This is a genomic window from Azospirillum brasilense, assembly GCF_008365405.1.
Lineage (GTDB): Bacteria > Pseudomonadota > Alphaproteobacteria > Azospirillales > Azospirillaceae > Azospirillum > Azospirillum brasilense_D.
Genome location: NZ_QOKV01000011.1, coordinates 47,212 through 62,451 on the forward strand (window position 1 = coordinate 47,212; position 15,240 = coordinate 62,451).

Annotated in this window: 12 protein-coding genes; 6 read left to right on the plus strand and 6 right to left on the minus strand. The window is 70.1% G+C overall.

From position 1 onward, the window contains the following. Positions 1-12 precede the first annotated feature (12 nt). The 4 genes from DS837_RS17570 to DS837_RS17585 all read right to left on the minus strand — a co-directional run bounded on the left by DS837_RS17570 (position 13) and on the right by DS837_RS17585 (position 3,972). Entirely contained in the window at positions 13-915 is a 903-nt protein-coding gene (locus tag DS837_RS17570) for a LysR family transcriptional regulator (protein ID WP_149165944.1), read from the minus strand. Positions 916-1,059: 144 nt separating this feature from the next. Further along, positions 1,060-2,022 carry a bile acid:sodium symporter gene (locus DS837_RS17575; protein WP_149165945.1) on the minus strand — a complete coding sequence of 321 codons (963 nt, stop codon included), beginning with the start codon at positions 2,020-2,022 and terminating at the stop codon, positions 1,060-1,062. A gap of 51 nt (positions 2,023-2,073) precedes the next feature. Further along, entirely contained in the window at positions 2,074-2,505 is a 432-nt protein-coding gene (locus DS837_RS17580) for a MerR family transcriptional regulator (RefSeq protein WP_149165946.1), read from the minus strand. Between the two features lie 84 nt (positions 2,506-2,589). After that, on the minus strand, positions 2,590-3,972 hold the full coding sequence (locus DS837_RS17585; RefSeq protein ID WP_247889994.1) for an aminotransferase-like domain-containing protein: 1,383 nt from the start codon (positions 3,970-3,972) through the stop codon (positions 2,590-2,592). 150 nt (positions 3,973-4,122) lie between these two features. Here DS837_RS17585 and DS837_RS17590 point away from each other — a divergent pair, with 150 nt between their 5' ends. Beyond that, positions 4,123-4,983, plus strand: a complete 861-nt coding sequence (locus DS837_RS17590) for a DMT family transporter (RefSeq protein ID WP_149165948.1) — start codon at positions 4,123-4,125, stop codon at positions 4,981-4,983. 184 nt (positions 4,984-5,167) lie between these two features. Beyond that, on the plus strand, positions 5,168-9,472 hold the full coding sequence (locus DS837_RS17595) for a response regulator (protein WP_247889995.1): 4,305 nt from the start codon (positions 5,168-5,170) through the stop codon (positions 9,470-9,472). A 22-nt stretch (positions 9,473-9,494) separates the two neighbouring features. Here the strand turns inward: DS837_RS17595 and DS837_RS32740 are convergent, their stop codons facing one another. Further along, positions 9,495-9,911 carry a substrate-binding domain-containing protein gene (locus tag DS837_RS32740; RefSeq protein ID WP_247889996.1) on the minus strand — a complete coding sequence of 139 codons (417 nt, stop codon included), beginning with the start codon at positions 9,909-9,911 and terminating at the stop codon, positions 9,495-9,497. Between the two features lie 17 nt (positions 9,912-9,928). Further along, positions 9,929-12,283, minus strand: a complete 2,355-nt coding sequence (locus DS837_RS32745; protein WP_149165949.1) for a PHP domain-containing protein — start codon at positions 12,281-12,283, stop codon at positions 9,929-9,931. Positions 12,284-12,487: 204 nt separating this feature from the next. On the opposite strand from DS837_RS32745, the gene DS837_RS17610 reads away from it, so the two are divergent. From DS837_RS17610 to DS837_RS17625, 4 genes are all read left to right on the plus strand, one after another. Next, positions 12,488-13,213: a GntR family transcriptional regulator gene (locus tag DS837_RS17610; protein WP_149165950.1), complete on the plus strand. Its 726-nt coding sequence runs from the start codon at positions 12,488-12,490 to the stop codon at positions 13,211-13,213. 121 nt (positions 13,214-13,334) lie between these two features. Next, positions 13,335-14,471, plus strand: a complete 1,137-nt coding sequence (locus DS837_RS17615) for a PepSY-associated TM helix domain-containing protein (protein ID WP_149165951.1) — start codon at positions 13,335-13,337, stop codon at positions 14,469-14,471. Next, complete coding sequence (locus tag DS837_RS17620) at positions 14,464-14,922, plus strand: hypothetical protein (RefSeq protein WP_149165952.1); 459 nt, start codon at positions 14,464-14,466, stop codon at positions 14,920-14,922. Before DS837_RS17615 ends, DS837_RS17620 begins: the two co-directional genes overlap by 8 nt. Continuing rightward, positions 14,919-15,236 (plus strand): hypothetical protein, encoded by a 318-nt coding sequence (locus tag DS837_RS17625; RefSeq protein ID WP_149165953.1) that lies wholly within the window; start codon positions 14,919-14,921, stop codon positions 15,234-15,236. Before DS837_RS17620 ends, DS837_RS17625 begins: the two co-directional genes overlap by 4 nt. Positions 15,237-15,240 lie beyond the last annotated feature (4 nt).

Here is a 15,240-nt window from a genome sequence, read left to right on the forward strand (position 1 = left end):
AATTTTTCGAAATCATGGCTTCGGCACGGCCTGCTCCCGCAGGAAGTCCAGGAGCCGTTGGCTCGGCGCATCCAGCGCGTCCAGGGAGCGGACGCAAATCTCGAAACTGCGCTCCGCCCACTCCTCGTCGAGGGCGACCAGCTCCACGCCGAGCGCGTTCGACAGAGGCAGCACGGCGCGCTTCGGCAGGACGCCGACCCCCAGCCCCAGGCTGATCATCTGGCACATCACTTCGAAGCTGCGGACCTGGACGCGCACCTTGATGAAGCGGCCCTCCGCCCGCGCCCGCTCGGCCAGCAGTCCATGCACGGCGGTCCCGCCTTCCAGCGCCACATGCTCCTCGTCCAGAAGCTCGGCGAAGCGCAGGCTGGGCCGGTCGGCCAGCCGATGCCCGCGCGGCAGCGCCACCCACAGCCGGTCCTTGGCATAGGGGTAGCGGACGAGCCCCTCCGTTCCCCGGCCGCCGACGATGACCCCGATGTCGGCCTTCTTGTGGTACAGCGCGTCCAGCGTGTCGGCGCTGGGGCGTTCCTCCAGCTCCAGCTTGATGCCGGGATTCTCGGCGGCGAAGCGCGAGAGATCCGCGGCGAGGCATTCCACCAGCGCCGAGGAGGAGGCGTAGACGCGGACGTGACCGCGCACGCCGGAGCGGTATTCGGCGAGCATCGCCTCAAGCTGCGCCCCCAGATAGACCATGTCGTGGGCATAGCGGAGCACGAGCAGCCCGGCTGGGGTCGGTTCGATGCCGTGCGGGCGCCGCTTCAGCAGCGGCATTCCGGCGTCATGCTCGAGCAGCCGGATGCGCCGGCTGGCCGCGGACACCGCGAGATTCAGGGCCTCGCTGGCGCGGCTCAGGCTTTTCAGCTCGCACGCTTTCACGAACAGCCGAAGCGTCGCCAAATCATGGTGAAGCACGATCCACACACCCTATCCGCAAATCCGCCGCTCCTCCCAGAGTGCCATTACCGGCGCGGGCGGGCGAGTGCGATGACAGGGTGGCTTGCCGCTGCCCGGGAAGCCGCCGTTGTTTCGCGTTCGCAGGCAGGACGCGACACAGGCTCAGCGTGCGGACACGAGGCGCGGCACCCAGCGGACGTAGGTGAGCATGGCCACAAGCTCCACGAGGGTCTGGGTCACCACGACCGCCGGCACCAACGTCCCGCCCTCCGGAACGGCGAAGGCCAGCGGCAGGACGACCAGGGAGTTGCGGGTGCCGCCGCTGAAGACGACGGCCCGTGCCGCCTCGGTCTCCAACCGGAACAGGCGCGCCACGGCCCGCCCGGCGTATGGCATCACCACCGCGAAGGCGATGTAGAGCGGCACGGCGAGGGCCACGGCCCGCGCCTGGGCGGCCACGTCGGCGGCGACCGCGGCGACGACGAGGAACAGCACCACCGCCATGAGCGGCACCGGCAGCCACGCCATGGTGGTCGCGGCGGCTTGTCCGGCACCGCCGCGCGCCGCCCAGGCCTGCGTCGCTCCGGCCAAGACCAAGGGCACCGCGATCAGCCAGACGAAGGCGTCGATGAAGGGTTTCGGCTGCATCAGCGCCGCCGCTCCCTCCCCGGCGAACAGGCCGAGGTAGATGGGCAGAAGCAGCATCTGGACAAGCAAAAGAACCGGCGTGGCCGCCAGCACCAGCCGGGCGTCGCCGCGTCCGAGATGGGTGAAGACGACGACATAGTCGATGCACGGCGCCAGCAGCACCAGCAGCACGCCGAGGCGCACCGCCGACGGGTCCGCTGGCAAAAGGGAAACGAGGCCGAGGACAACGCAGGGGACGACGGCGAAATTGACCAGAAGCAGGGCCAGCAGGAAACGGGCGTTCGTGACGCTCCGCCGCAGGTCGGCCAGAGGGACCTGAAGAAAGGTGACGTAGATCAGCGCGGCGAGGGACGGGTTGATTGCCGCGCCCCAGGCGTCGCCCGGCACGACGGCGGCGGCGAGCAGCCCGGCGGCGACCGCGGCGAAATAGACGGCGACCTGATGGTTCTCCAGATCCGCGCGGGTGATGGCTGCCATGTCTCGGTTCCTGATATGGATCTCGTGTCCGGGCGCTCCGGTCCTGCCGGGTTACGGGCAGCAGCGGCCATCCTCGTGGTGGGGCGACAGCGCCTCGATGATGCGGCACTCCGCGATCCGGCCACCGCGCCGGCACTGGTGGGCGAGCCGGTCCAGCTCCCCGCGCAGGCGTTCCAGATCGGCGATCTTCCGCTCCACCTCGTGAAGCTGTTCGAGCACCAGGGCGTCGACCTCCCCGCAAGGGCGGTCCGGCTGGTCGGCGAGGTCCAGCATCGCCCGGACGGTGTCCAGCGGAAAGCCGAGATCGCGCACCCGCCGCACGAAGGTCAACCGCCGCACATGGTCGTGGCCGTAGCTGCGATAATTCCCCGCCGTGCGGGCGGGCGCCGGCAGGACGCCGATCTTCTCATAGAAGCGGATGGTCTCGACCTTGGTGCCGGTCAGCTTGCCAAGCGCGCCGATGGACAGATCCTGCTGCACCATCAAAATCCCTCATGACCCTATAGTGGCTCCAGGGTCCATGGTAGCGCAGGACGGGCAGCCGCGCATCGGTCGTCGAAGGGGAACTCACCCTTGCACCGCCGTCACGCGGCTCAGAACCTCGAAGACGCGCGGGTCGCTCAACTGGGCGACGTTGAACCGCAGACAGCCGGCGGCCGATTGGTTCACGCTGAAGACGTTGCCCGGCGCGAGGACCACCCTCTCGTCCAGCGCCGCCCGCGCCGCGTCCGCCGCGTCCCGGCCGTTCGGCATGCCGCACCAGAGATAGAAGCCGCCGCGCGGCATCAGCCAAGGGTGCAGGCCGATGGCCGCCAGCCGGTCCGCCGTCTCGCGCCGCGCCCGAGTCAGGCGGCGGCGGAGCCCGTCGAGATGCTTGCGATAGCCGGCGTCGCCGAGGGTCATCAGGACGAGTTCGGCGGCGACCGGGCTTGGACCGCCGAAATTCGTCGCGACCTGCAGATCGACCAGTGCCTCCACCCAGTCCGGCCGTGCCGCAAGGTAGCCGCAGCGGACCGAGGCGGAGAGCGTTTTCGAGAAGCTGCCGATCCGGATGACCTGGGTCAGCCCGTCCAGGACGGCGAGGCGCGGTGAGGGGTCCGGTTCGAAAGCGGCGAAGATGTCGTCCTCGACGATGGTGACGTCATGGGCGGCGGCGGCAGTGAGCAGCCGGTGCGCCGTCTGCGGCGACATCGTGGCGCCGGTCGGGTTGTGGAGCGCCGAGTTGGTGATGTAGAGGCGTGGGCGGTGCTCGGCCAGCGCTTCGGCGAAGAGCGCGGTGTCCGGCCCGTTCGGCGTGTAGGGAATGCCGATGATGCGGACCTGATGGGCGCGCAGCAGGGCCTGGAAGTTGAAATAGCAAGGGTCGTCGATCAGCACCGCGTCGCCGGGGCGCAGCAGGAAGCGGCAGATCAGGTCGATTGCCTGGGTTCCCGATCCGGTCAGGAGGATCTGGTCGGCTCCCGCCGCGATCCCCTCTTCCGCGAACTGCCGCGCCAGGAGCCGGCGCAGGGCGAGCGAGCCGCGCGTGCTTCCGTAGTCCGCCAGAACGGCGTCGTCGGCGTGCGCGAGGCGGCGGATGGCGCGGCGCAGGGCGGCGTTGGGCATCCAGTCCGCCGGCAGCCACCCGCAGCCGGGTTTCAGCATGTCCGCTCCGGCGTCGAGCGACTGCCGCGACACCCAGAAGGGATCGATGGCCCGGTCGCGGCGCGGTTCGGCCTCGGCCAGGGCCAGCGGCGGCAGGGCTCCGGAGACGTAGAAGCCGGAACCGGGCCGCGAACGGACAACACCGTCCGCGGCGAGACGGTCGTAAGCCTCCACCACGGTCGACGGCGACACGCCCATGATGGTGGCGAAGCGGCGGATGGATGGCAGCCTGTCTCCCGGCGACAGCCGGCGGTCCGCCATCCTCTGGCGGATCGCGTCCATCACCTCGCCGGTCCGTGTGCCCATTCGGCTCGTCATTGCGCCGCCTTCGGCATCTGTAGCCCTCTCGGTACCAGTACAGTTTGGTGAAATTGTATGGGATCGTTGCTGTCTCCGCCAGCGCCCGCCGCGCTAGGTTCGCCCAGCAACGGGCATGGGACCGGAAAGGACGATGGGATGCGGTGGGCGACGGCGGGTTGGGGCAGCGGGTTGCTGGGTGTGCTCATTTTCAGCGGGTCGTTGCCGGCGACGCGCGTCGCGGTGGGGAGTTTCACGCCCCTTTTCCTGACGTCCGCCCGGGCGCTGATCGCCGCCGTGCTGGCGGCCGCCCTGCTGGCCGTGCTGCGACAGGCCCGCCCGCTGCGCCGCGATCTCGCACCGCTCGTGGTCGTGGCGCTCGGCGTGGTCGTCGGCTTTCCGCTGCTCACCGCGCTGGCGCTGCAGCACATCACCTCCGCGCACTCCATGGTTTTCATCGGCTTGTTGCCGCTCTCCACCGCCCTGTTCGGCGTGCTGCGCGGCCGGGAGCGGCCGAAGCCGGTCTTCTGGCTGTTCTCGGTCCTGGGCAGCCTCGCCGTCGTGGGTTTCGCCCTGGCGCAGGGCGGCGGGGCGTCGCTCACCGGGGCGGGCCTGATGGTGGCGGCCATCCTGCTCTGCGGGTTGGGCTACGCCGAGGGCGCGGTGCTGTCGCGCCGTCTCGGCGGCTGGCAGGTCATTTCCTGGGCGCTCGTGCTGACGATGCCGGTGATGGCCGGGGTGGCGCTCGCGACGATGCCGGACGCCTGGGCGGGCATCGGGGCTCCGGCCTGGATCGGCCTCGCCTACGTCTCCGTCTTCAGCATGCTGGTCGGCTTCGTCTTCTGGTACCGGGGCCTTGCGCTCGGCGGCATCGCCGGGGTCGGGCAGCTGCAGCTGCTCCAACCGTTTTTCGGGCTGTCGCTGGCGGGGCTCCTGCTCAACGAGCCCGTGGCCTGGAGCATGATCGCCGTGACCGGGCTGATCGTGCTGTGCGTCGCCGGAGCGAAGCGCTTCGCGTGAACGGCGATGCCGACGCCCTCGGCCGATCCTTCCCGGTTTGAAACCTTGGCCTATGGCCATTGGTCTAACAAATCGTTTCTCGCCGTACCCCCCTGATCAGCTTAAAGTGGCGTTCCGCTGTGCACCAACGGTTACGCCCCTGTTGTAGGGGGCAATGAGAACAGGAAGGACGGGACGTCTGCGCATGGCCAATCAGACCGACATCTCCGCCGCTCCCGATTTCCTCGCCAGCGGCGGCGAGATGGGCGCCCAGATGCGCGCGTTCGACTGGGCGTCGACGGTGCTCGGCCCGCCCGAGGACTGGCCGCGCAGCCTGAAGACGGCGGTGCGGATCATGCTGACCTCCCGTCAGCCGATCTGGGTCGGCTGGGGCCGGGACCTGATCTACTTCTACAACGACGCCTATAAGTCGATCATTGGCGGCAAGCATCCCTGGGCGCTCGGGCGGCCGACATCGGTCGTCTGGCGGGAGATCTGGGACGACATCGGCCCGATGCTGGCGACGGCCATGACGGGCGACGAGGGGACCTACGTCGAGGGGCAGCTCCTTCTCATGGAGCGCAACGGCTATCCGGAGGAGACCTACTACACCTTCTCCTACAGTCCGGTGCCCGACGACAACGGCAGCCCCGGCGGCATCATCTGCGCCAACACCGACGACACGCAGCGGATCATCAGCGAGCGGCAGCTCACCCTGCTGCGCGATCTGGCCGGCGGCACCGCCGACGCCCGCACCCTGCCGGAGGTGTGCGCACGCAGCGCCCAGGCGCTCGCCACCAACCCGCGGGACATGCCCTTCGCGCTGCTCTATGTGGCCGAGCCCGATGGGGCCGGCGCCGCCCTCGCCGGGTCTTGCGGCATCGGACGCGGCCATCCGGCGGCTCCGGAAACGCTGGCGGTCGACGGCACCTCGGTGTGGCCCTTCACCCCGACGCTCCATGACCCGGTGCTGATCGGCGATCTGGCGGCAAAGTTCGGCGCCGACCTGCCGCCCGGCGTCTGGCGGCGCCCGCCGACCCAGGCCGCGGCGATCCCGATCCCGGCCAGCGGCGAGGCGGGGCGGGCCGGCCTTCTTGTCGTCGGTCTGAATCCGTTCCGCCTGTTCGACGACGGTTACCGGCGCTTCCTGGGGCTGGTCGCGGGTCAGATCGCCGCGGCCATCACCAACGTCCAGACCTACGAGGCCGAGCGCCGGCGGGCCGAGATGCTGGCCGAGATCGACCGCGCCAAGACGGTGTTCTTCTCGAACATCAGCCACGAGTTCCGCACGCCGCTGACCCTGATGCTGGGGCCGCTCGAGGAGGTGTTGCAGGCCGAGCCGGAGCGCATGCGGGACCATCGCGAGGACCTGATGGTGGTCCATCGCAACGGGCAGCGCCTGCTCAAGCTCGTCAACGCGCTCCTGGATTTCTCGCGCATCGAGGCCGGTCGGACCCAGGCGCGCTACGAGCCGACCGACCTCGCCGCCTACACGGCGGAACTGGCGAGCGGCTTCCGCTCGGCTTGCGAGCGGGCCGGGCTGCGCCTCGTCGTCGACTGCCCTCCGCTCCCCGGTCCGGTTCATGTCGACCGCGGCATGTGGGAGACGGTCGTCCTCAACCTGCTGTCGAACGCCTTCAAGTTCACCTTCCAGGGCGCGATCGCGGTTTCGCTGAGGCCGGTCGGCGAGGGCGCCGAACTCCGGGTGAGCGATTCCGGCACGGGCATCCTCGAATCCGAGCTGCCGCGCTTGTTCGAGCGTTTCCACCGGGTCGAGGGCGCGCGGGGGCGCAGCCACGAGGGCACCGGCATCGGCCTCGCCCTGGTCCAGGAACTCGTCAAGCTGCACGGCGGCACGATCCGGGTCGAGAGCGAGATGGACCACGGCTCGGTCTTCATCATCACCGTGCCGTTCGGCACCGCCCATCTGCCGCAGGAGCGCGTCCTGTCGGAGCCGACCGGCGCCGCAGCCGGTCTGCGCACCCAGACCTACGTCGAGGAGGCGCTGCGCTGGCTGCCCGGTTCGGCTGCCGCCGAAGGCGAGGGGGCGGACCCGTTCACCGGCGCGTCGGAGGCGGTCGTGGCGCGGGAGACGGGCGCGTGCCCGCGCCTCCTGCTGGCCGATGACAACGCCGACATGCGTGACTATGTGAGCCGCCTGCTGAATGGCCGCTACACCGTCGAGGCGGTGCCCGATGGCCAGGCCGCCCTGACGGCGATCCGCGCGAACCGTCCGGATCTCGTGCTGACCGACATCATGATGCCCGTGCTGGACGGCTTCGGCCTGTTGCGCGCGATCCGCGAGGATGCCGACCTGCGCGACCTGCCGGTCATCCTGCTGTCGGCCCGCGCGGGCGAAGAGGCGAGCGTCGAGGGGCTGTCGGCCGGCGCCGACGATTATCTGGTCAAGCCGTTCTCGGCGCGCGAGCTGATCGCCCGTGTCGACACCGCCCTGGCCATGGTGCGCCTGCGCCGCGAGGTGGACAACGCTCTGCGCGAGAGCGAGGCGCGCTTCCGCAATCTCGCCGACCACGCCCCGGTGATGGTGTGGGTCACCGAACTCGACGCCTCCTGCACCTATCTCAACAAGTCGTGGTACGAGTTCACCGGCCAGACTCCCGAAACGGGGTTGGGCTTCGGCTGGCTGGACGCGATTCATCCCGACGACCGGCAGGCCGCCGCGGACGTGTTCCTGGACGCCAACGCCGGACATGAGCCGTTCCGGCTGGAGTACCGGCTGCGGCGCACCGACGGGGTCTACCGCTGGGCGATCGACGCCGCCGCCCCGCGCTTCGGTTCGGACGGCGGGTTCCTCGGCTACATCGGTTCGGTGATCGACATCACCGAGCGCAAGGAGGTCGAGGACGCCCAACGGCGGCTGAACGACCTGCTGGAGCAGCGCATCGCCTCGGCGATCACCGAGCGGGAGCAGGTCGAGGCGCAGCTTCGCCAAGCCCAGAAGATGGACGCGGTCGGCAAGCTGACCGGCGGGGTGGCGCACGACTTCAACAACCTTCTCCAGGTGATCTCCGGCAACCTCCAGCTCCTGGCGAAGGACATCGCGGGAAACGACCGCGCCGAACAGCGGCTGCAGAACGCGCTGAGCGGCGTCAGCCGGGGGTCGAAGCTGGTCGCCCAACTCCTCGCCTTCGGCCGCCGCCAGCCCCTCGCCCCCCGCGTGGTCAATCTGGGCCGGCTCGTCCGTGGGCTCGACGAGATGCTGCGCCGCGTGCTCGGCGAGGGCGTCGAGATCGAGACCATGATCACCGGAGGCCTGTGGACCACCTTCGCCGACGAAAGCCAGGTCGAGAACGCTCTGCTCAATCTGGCGATCAACGCCCGCGACGCCATGGACGGCCACGGCCGGCTGACCATCGAGGCCGGCAACGCCTTCCTCGACGATCCCTACGCCGCCCGGCACGCCGAGGTGACGCCCGGCCAGTACGTCATGCTGGCGGTGACGGACACCGGCTGCGGCATTCCGCCGGATGTGCTGGACCACGTTTTCGAGCCGTTCTTCACGACCAAGCCGGAGGGGCAGGGCACCGGCCTCGGCCTCAGCATGGTCTACGGCTTCGTCAAGCAGTCGGGCGGGCACGTCAAGATCTACAGCGAACCCGGCCAGGGCACCACGGTCCGGGTGTATCTGCCGCGCGCGCATCAGGCGGAAGACGTCGTGACCGTGATCGACACCGGGCCGGAGGCGGGCGGGTCGGAAACCGTGCTGGTGGTCGAGGACGACGACGACGTGCGCGCGACCGTGGTCGAGATGATGTCCGACCTCGGTTACCGCGTGCTCAAGGCGCGGGATGCGCAGAGCGCGCTGGCGATCGTGGAAAGCGGCGTGCCGATCGACCTGCTGTTCACCGACGTCGTCATGCCGGGGCCGCTGCGCAGCCCGGACCTGGCGCGCCGCGCGAAGGAGCGGCTGCCGGGGATCGCGGTCCTGTTCACCTCGGGCTACACCGAGAACGCGATCGTGCATGGCGGGCGGCTCGATCTCGGCGTCGAGCTGCTGAGCAAGCCCTACACCCGCGAGGCGCTGTCCCGCAAGGTCCGGCATGTCCTGCGCAACCAGCAGCAGAGGTCCGAGGGCCAGCCCGGACGGCTGGAAGCGGCACCGAAGCCGTCCGGCGAACCCGCGCCGACGCCGGTGGACGGCCGTCAGGGCTTGCGCGTGCTTCTGGTGGAGGACGATGCGCTGATCCGCCTCGTCACGGTGGAGATGCTGACCGGCCTCGGGCATTCGGTCGCCGAAGCGGGCAATGCCGAGGAGGCCTTGTCGATTGCCGAGACGCAGCCCGTCGACGTGCTGCTGACGGACATCAGCCTGCCGGGGATGTCGGGAGGGCAGTTGGCCGCCGCGCTGCGAAAACGTCATCCGGCGCTGCCGGTCGTGTTCGCATCGGGGGCCGACCGGGCGCCCGACGGCGGCGTGCATCTGCCGAAGCCCTACGACGATGCGGCCTTGGCCAAAGCGCTGGGCAAAGCGGTGATGCCGTCCCGCTGAGCGGCCTTCCCGTCGCCGGAGACTACAGCCGTGCCGACCCCCGGCGTACCAGCCAGGGGGCCGGACGGTGCAGGACCGGCCCGGCTTCCGGTTCGGCAAGGCGGCGTTCCAGCATGCCCATCAGCGTCGTCACGATGCCGTCCACCGGGTTGTGGACGGACGTCAGGGCGAAGCTCGGCCAGGCGGCCATCGGCACGTCGTCAAAACCGACGATCGAAACATCCTCCGGCACCCGCAGGCCGAGCGCGGTGCGCGCCGCGTCCAGCGCGCCGAAGGCCATGACGACGCCGATGAGGTTGGTACGCTGAGTCGTCAGGCTGCGCGCGATGGCGTTCGGACGGAAGGCCAGACGCTCCGCCGCTTCCAGAGACGGGGCGGAGCGTCGTCCGGGCGACCCTATACCCGGACACCTTCCGTCCCGCCACTGCGGACTTGGCAAGGAGCTGAGCGGAGGGCTCACGGGGTCAGGAACAGGGCCGAGGTCCAGACCCGCGACTGGTCGCGCTGGCGCGCGGTCAGGAACAGCGGATGCTCGCGGCCCGGGGCGAGGCCGAGGTCGGCGAGTGGGATGCGCCCGGCGAGGTCGCGGGGCAGCGGCGCCTCGGTGACGCGCTCCACCGTCACCTCCAGCTCGGTGCCGGGCAGCACGCGGGTGACCCGCCCGGAGCCCGCGTCGGCCAGCAGCGTATCGCCGTCGATGTCCAGAACCGCCTCGGGGGCGTGCGGGTTGGGCGGCGGGGTCAGCGGATTGCCGACCTTCACGTAGGTGCCGATGGCGAGCCGCACCTGGATGCGCGCCCCGGCCAGCCGCGACAGCGCCAGTTCCACGCCATCGCTGTCGCCGTGGGTGACGGTGCGGATGGCGACGGTGGTCGCGTCGCGGCGCCAGCAGCCCTGCTCCGGATGGTCGAAGCCGAAGGGCTCGACCCGCTGCACCGCGGCGCCGGTGACGGTGATCCCGCCATCCCAATAGGCGCCGCGGTAGCGGTCCTTGATGCGGGCGCCGCCCAACCGCAGGCGGATCCTCGTCTCCGACAGGCCGAGTTCCCGGTGCAGGTCGCGTTCCCAGACCAGCCGGTCGCCGTCGAACAGGCGGAGATTCTCCCACCCGCGGTCGCCAAGCAGGCGGTAGTCCAGCGCATCGCCCGCCGTGGCCCGCACCACCTCGCCCATCCAGCGGTCGCCGAGCCGCAGGCTGGCGAAGCTGCGCTCCCCGGTCGTCGCGAAGGTCCGCCGCGCCCGCAGCGCTTGGCCCACCGACGCGCGGTCCAGTCGGTCGGCGAAGACGCCGGTCAGCCCGCCGCGCGCCCCGAACACCGCGGTCGCCGGGGCCCCGCCGCCGCAGCGCCCCTGGTGCTCGTCGCTGCTCGCCGACGCGCCGAGCCGGTAGCCGCGGGCCAGCGCCTCCGCATAGACCCAGTGGAATTGGCCCCAGGCGGAGCCGATCTCGATCAGCCGCTCCAGCTCCGGGTGGTGCCAATCGAGGTTGCAGCGCCGCCCGCCGACATGGGGGATCAGCAGATGGCCCTCCGGATCGTCCCGATAGGCGGCGTAGAGGTCGTCGAGCGGCCAGGCGCCGGGGCGCAGCGCGCCACGGGTCGACTCGTTCCACTCGAAGGAGCGCACCGGCTGGCCCCGCCCGTCCGCCGGAAAGCGCGGCGGACCGTCGCGCAGGAAGATCACGTTGTGGTCGCCGCCTGCTGCGGAATTGCCGCACCACTCCGTGCCGGGGTAGCAGACGAAGCGGCCCGGCTCGTTGCAGCGGTCGATCAGGCCGACCGCCTCGGTCCAGGCGCGCTCCGTCACGTTGAAGTCGTTGGCGGTGTAGCCCAGCACGTCCAGACCGGCGACGTCGCGCCCGTAGGACAGGTTGTAGGCGGTGTCGTTGGTGCCCACCGTGTCGTTGGAATGGACGTGCAGGTCGGCGTAGACGGCGCGCGGCGCCCCATTCTCCGCGGTGATGAAGGCTTCGGTGGGGGCGAGGCCCGGCGCCGTCGCGACGATCCGCCATTCCCCAGCACCGAGGTCGAGCGCCTCGCGCCGGACCAGCCAACCGTTCGCCCTCGGGTCGGGCGCCAGCGCGACCGTCCTTGCGCTTTCGCCCTCCGGTCCGGTGACGGTGAGGGTGGCGTCCAGCGTGGCGTCGAGGCAGCAGTTGCCCCAGGCGTCGTCGGCGCGCAGCAGCAGCGACGCCGGACCGGGGGCGATCAGACGCGGCGCGACCAGCCGCAGGGCGGCGGGGGCGCCCGGCACGACGTCGATCACGCAGTCGCCCGGCACCTCCGCGTATTTCTGGCTGCCCAGCGGGTCGATGAAGACGCGGAAGCGGAAGCCCTGCTCGACGAAGGTCTGCACCCGCGTGCCCGGCCCGCCCTGGCGCCGGTCGCCCAGCCGGATCACGATGCGGTCGCCGGGGTTCAGATAGCCGTCGATCACGTCGATGACGATGGCCTTTTGGTAGGGCCGCTCGTGCCCCTTCTGGTCGAAGCGCACCTTCAGCGCCTGCACGGTCGCCGGGCTCTGCCCCGGCACCAGCGGTCCGGCTTCGTACTCGGCGGAAACGAAGTTGGCCGCCGTGGGGTCGCTGGTCTGGAACAGCGCCCAGTCCGAATAGAACTTCATCGCCAGCTTGATCCCCGCCCCGTCGGCGAGTCCCGAACCGCCGACCTCGTAGGTCAGCGTCACCTCGGTCCATTCGCCGGCCACCAGCTGCCGGTGGGAGCAGACGGTGGCGCCGAGGAAGGGACGGGCCTTGTTCCGCTCGTAAAGGCCGGCGGGGGCGATGTGGCCGGTGGGGACAGGATCGCTCATGGGACGGGACCTCGGGCATGGGGCGGCGCGCCGCAACGGCTAATACATTGCATAACAAGTTTGATGATACAATATAAGACATGTAAGGTGCCCCACCGGATAGCGACGTGTTCGGGGAGGATCGACGTGCTTGAGCCGGCCGGACTCCGGTGGCATCAAGACGCGGACACGATCGCCACGGGCGGGGAGGGGACGGTGGCCCCGATGCGGGACAGTTTGGTGCGGGAGAACGCGACGGCCCTCTATCGGCAGATCGCCGACCGCCTGCGCGAGGAAATCGCCGTGGGCCGGTTCGAACCGTCGGGCCGTCTGCCGAGCGAGAGCGAGATCGGCATCCGCTTCACGGTCAGCCGGGTGACGGTCCGCCTCGCCCTCGACCGGCTGGAGGCGGAAGGGCTGATCGAGCGGCGGAAGGGCAAGGGCACCTTCACGGCGGGCAAGCGGGTCCGCCATCCGCTGGACCGGCTACGCAGCTTCCACGAATCCCTGCGCCTCCAGGGGTTGAACGCCAGCATGCGCCACCTGTCGGCCGGGATGACCGCCACGCCACCGGACCTGACGGGCCAGTTCGGCCCCAACTGCCTGGAGGTGCGCCGCCTGCATCTGGTGGACGGGGAGCCGGTGGCGCTGGGGCGCAGCCTGCTGTCGGCGGAACTGGCCAGCGTCGACTGGGCGGCGGCGGGAGAGAAGCCGATCTACGCCATCCTGAGGGAGGTCACCGGACAGCCGGTGGTCGGCGCCGATGTCGAGGTCAAGGCCGAGGCTGCGGGCGCGGCGGTCGCCGAATCGCTCGGCGGGGCGGCGGGGATGCCGGTGCTGGTGATGATCCGGCGATCCTTCTTCGCGGACGGCGCCTGCGCCGACCACGCCGTCTTCCACGTCCGTCCGGAGCGCTACAGCTTCGTGCTGTCCCACCGCTGGGAAGGGTGAGGCGGCCGCTGAATCACCGGCCTGAAAACGATAATGAGAATTCTTCGCATTTGGCGGTGAGGCGGGAGGCGCGCCCGTTCGTCTGAGCAGAAGGACCGGTGGTTCCTTCGGAGAGGACGAGATGAGCGTTGGCAAGTCGCGCACGCGGCTGTGGTTCCTGTGGCACTCCTGGCTGGCGATGCCCCTCTGGGCATTCCTGTTCTTCGTCAGCCTGACCGGGACCATCGCCGTGGTCAGCACCGAGATCATGTGGCTGGTCAATCCCGCCATGCGGGCGTCGGGTGCCGGGGAACCGCTGCCGGCTAGCGCGCTGATCGCCGCCGCCGAGGCCGCGGCGCCGGGCGGGCGGGTGAGTTCGCTGAGCTGGGGCGGCTCCCACATGGCGGTCGGCGCCCGGATGGCGATGCCCGACGGAACATCGACCACTGCCTGGGTGAATCCGATCAGCGGGGCGGTGCAGGGGCTGTCCACCGGCAACTCGTTTCAGAGCTTCTTCCGCGCGCTGCACGGTTGGCTCATGACCTTCCCCGTGGGCTGGTACCTCGTGACCTTGCTGGCCATTCCGCTCGTCGGGTCGCTGGTCACCGGGCTGGTGGTCTACAAGCGGTTCTGGAAATCCTTCTACCAGCCGCGCATCCGCTGGCGGCAGGCGCCGCGCGTGATGTGGGGCGACCTGCACCGCGTCGCCGGCACATGGTCGATCTGGTTCATCGCGGTCATCTCCGTCACCAGCCTGTGGTTCCTCATCTACATGATGCTGTTCCATCTCGGGATGGGGCTGGGCGGCGGGAAGGCGCCGGTGCTGCTGGCCCGCGACCAGATCCCGGTGACGGCGACCGCGCCGAAGCCGGACGTCGACGCCATCATGGCCAGCGCCATGGCGGCCCTGCCCGATATGCGGTTGCGCTATCTGTGGCTGCCCGGCACCGCCTACGACCCGGCGACGGTGGCGGGGTCCAGCGGACAGGTGCCGCTGCTGCCCGACTATGTTCGGGTGAATCCCTTCACCGCCGAGGTGATCCTCATCGAGGGCGGGATGGAGGCGGCGTCCGGCATCGAGCTGACCCGCACCATCATGCGCGCCCTGCACACCGGCGATTTCGGCGGCTTGCCGGTCAAGCTGGTGTGGTTCGCCTTCGGCCTGCTGATGACCACGCTGATCTTCAGCGGCATGCTGATCTGGATGAAGCGGACCGCCCGCGCCACGGTCGAGGCGGTGCGGGGGCTGCGCTTGGCGGAGGGATCGTCCAATGCGTAAGCTCTGGCAACGCGGCAAGTTCCATCTCAGCGCCCTGATGATGCTGGTGCCGCTTCCCTTCCTTCCCGACTACTTCAGCCCGAAGCCGATCTTCGTGCCGCCCGAGATCCGCCGGGACGTCGCCGTCGGCCCCTTCCCGGTCACGCTGGCGACCTACGACGAGACTCCCAGACGCATGCCGACCGGGGAGCGGATGAAGGAGTACCGCATCCACATCCGACCCGCCGACATCGACCGCGTGCGCGGCGTCTTCCTGCGCGTCGGCAAGCCGCGCAGTCTGCGCACCGCGGGCGCGCTCGCCTTCGGCAATCCCTATGAGCGGGAGGCCGACGTGACCGTGCCGGACGAGCTGGCCGGCACGGAGGAGTTGTGGGTGACCATGGAGGATTGGAGCGGCGGGGTGCATCAGGCCTCCCTGCCGCTGGGCGAGATTTTTGGAGGAAAGCGATGAAGACCCACCGCCTGTTCGCCCTGGCGGGGCTGTTCGCCCTGTGCGCCGCCGGTGTGGCGGAGGCCCATTACCCGATCTGCGAATGCCGGATGGCGGAGGGCGACACCGTGCAATGCACCGGCGGCTTCTCTGACGGCTCGAAGGCGCCCGGCGTGGTGCTGGACGTCATCGCCTACGACGAGCAGGTGCTGGTCAAGGGCAAGCTGGGGCCGGATTCCACGCTGTCCTTCCAGCGCCCCGCGCAGGATTTCTACGTCCTGTTCGACGCCGGCCCCGGCCACACCGTCGAGATTGAGCACACGGCGATCAAGTAGCGCC

Excerpts from the sequence above, each read along its gene's own strand:
- DS837_RS32745 (WP_149165949.1), bottom strand. The coding sequence starts at position 12,283 with ATGAGCGATCCTGTCCCCACCGGCCACATCGCCCCCGCCGGCCTTTAC.
- DS837_RS17585 (WP_247889994.1), bottom strand. The coding sequence starts at position 3,972 with ATGGGCACACGGACCGGCGAGGTGATGGACGCGATCCGCCAGAGGATG.
- DS837_RS17625 (WP_149165953.1), top strand. The coding sequence starts at position 14,919 with ATGAAGACCCACCGCCTGTTCGCCCTGGCGGGGCTGTTCGCCCTGTGC.
- DS837_RS17610 (WP_149165950.1), top strand. The coding sequence starts at position 12,488 with ATGCGGGACAGTTTGGTGCGGGAGAACGCGACGGCCCTCTATCGGCAG.
- DS837_RS17575 (WP_149165945.1), bottom strand. The coding sequence starts at position 2,022 with ATGGCAGCCATCACCCGCGCGGATCTGGAGAACCATCAGGTCGCCGTC.
- DS837_RS17590 (WP_149165948.1), top strand. The coding sequence starts at position 4,123 with ATGCGGTGGGCGACGGCGGGTTGGGGCAGCGGGTTGCTGGGTGTGCTC.
- DS837_RS17615 (WP_149165951.1), top strand. The coding sequence starts at position 13,335 with ATGAGCGTTGGCAAGTCGCGCACGCGGCTGTGGTTCCTGTGGCACTCC.
- DS837_RS17595 (WP_247889995.1), top strand. The coding sequence starts at position 5,168 with ATGGCCAATCAGACCGACATCTCCGCCGCTCCCGATTTCCTCGCCAGC.
- DS837_RS17580 (WP_149165946.1), bottom strand. The coding sequence starts at position 2,505 with ATGGTGCAGCAGGATCTGTCCATCGGCGCGCTTGGCAAGCTGACCGGC.
- DS837_RS17620 (WP_149165952.1), top strand. The coding sequence starts at position 14,464 with ATGCGTAAGCTCTGGCAACGCGGCAAGTTCCATCTCAGCGCCCTGATG.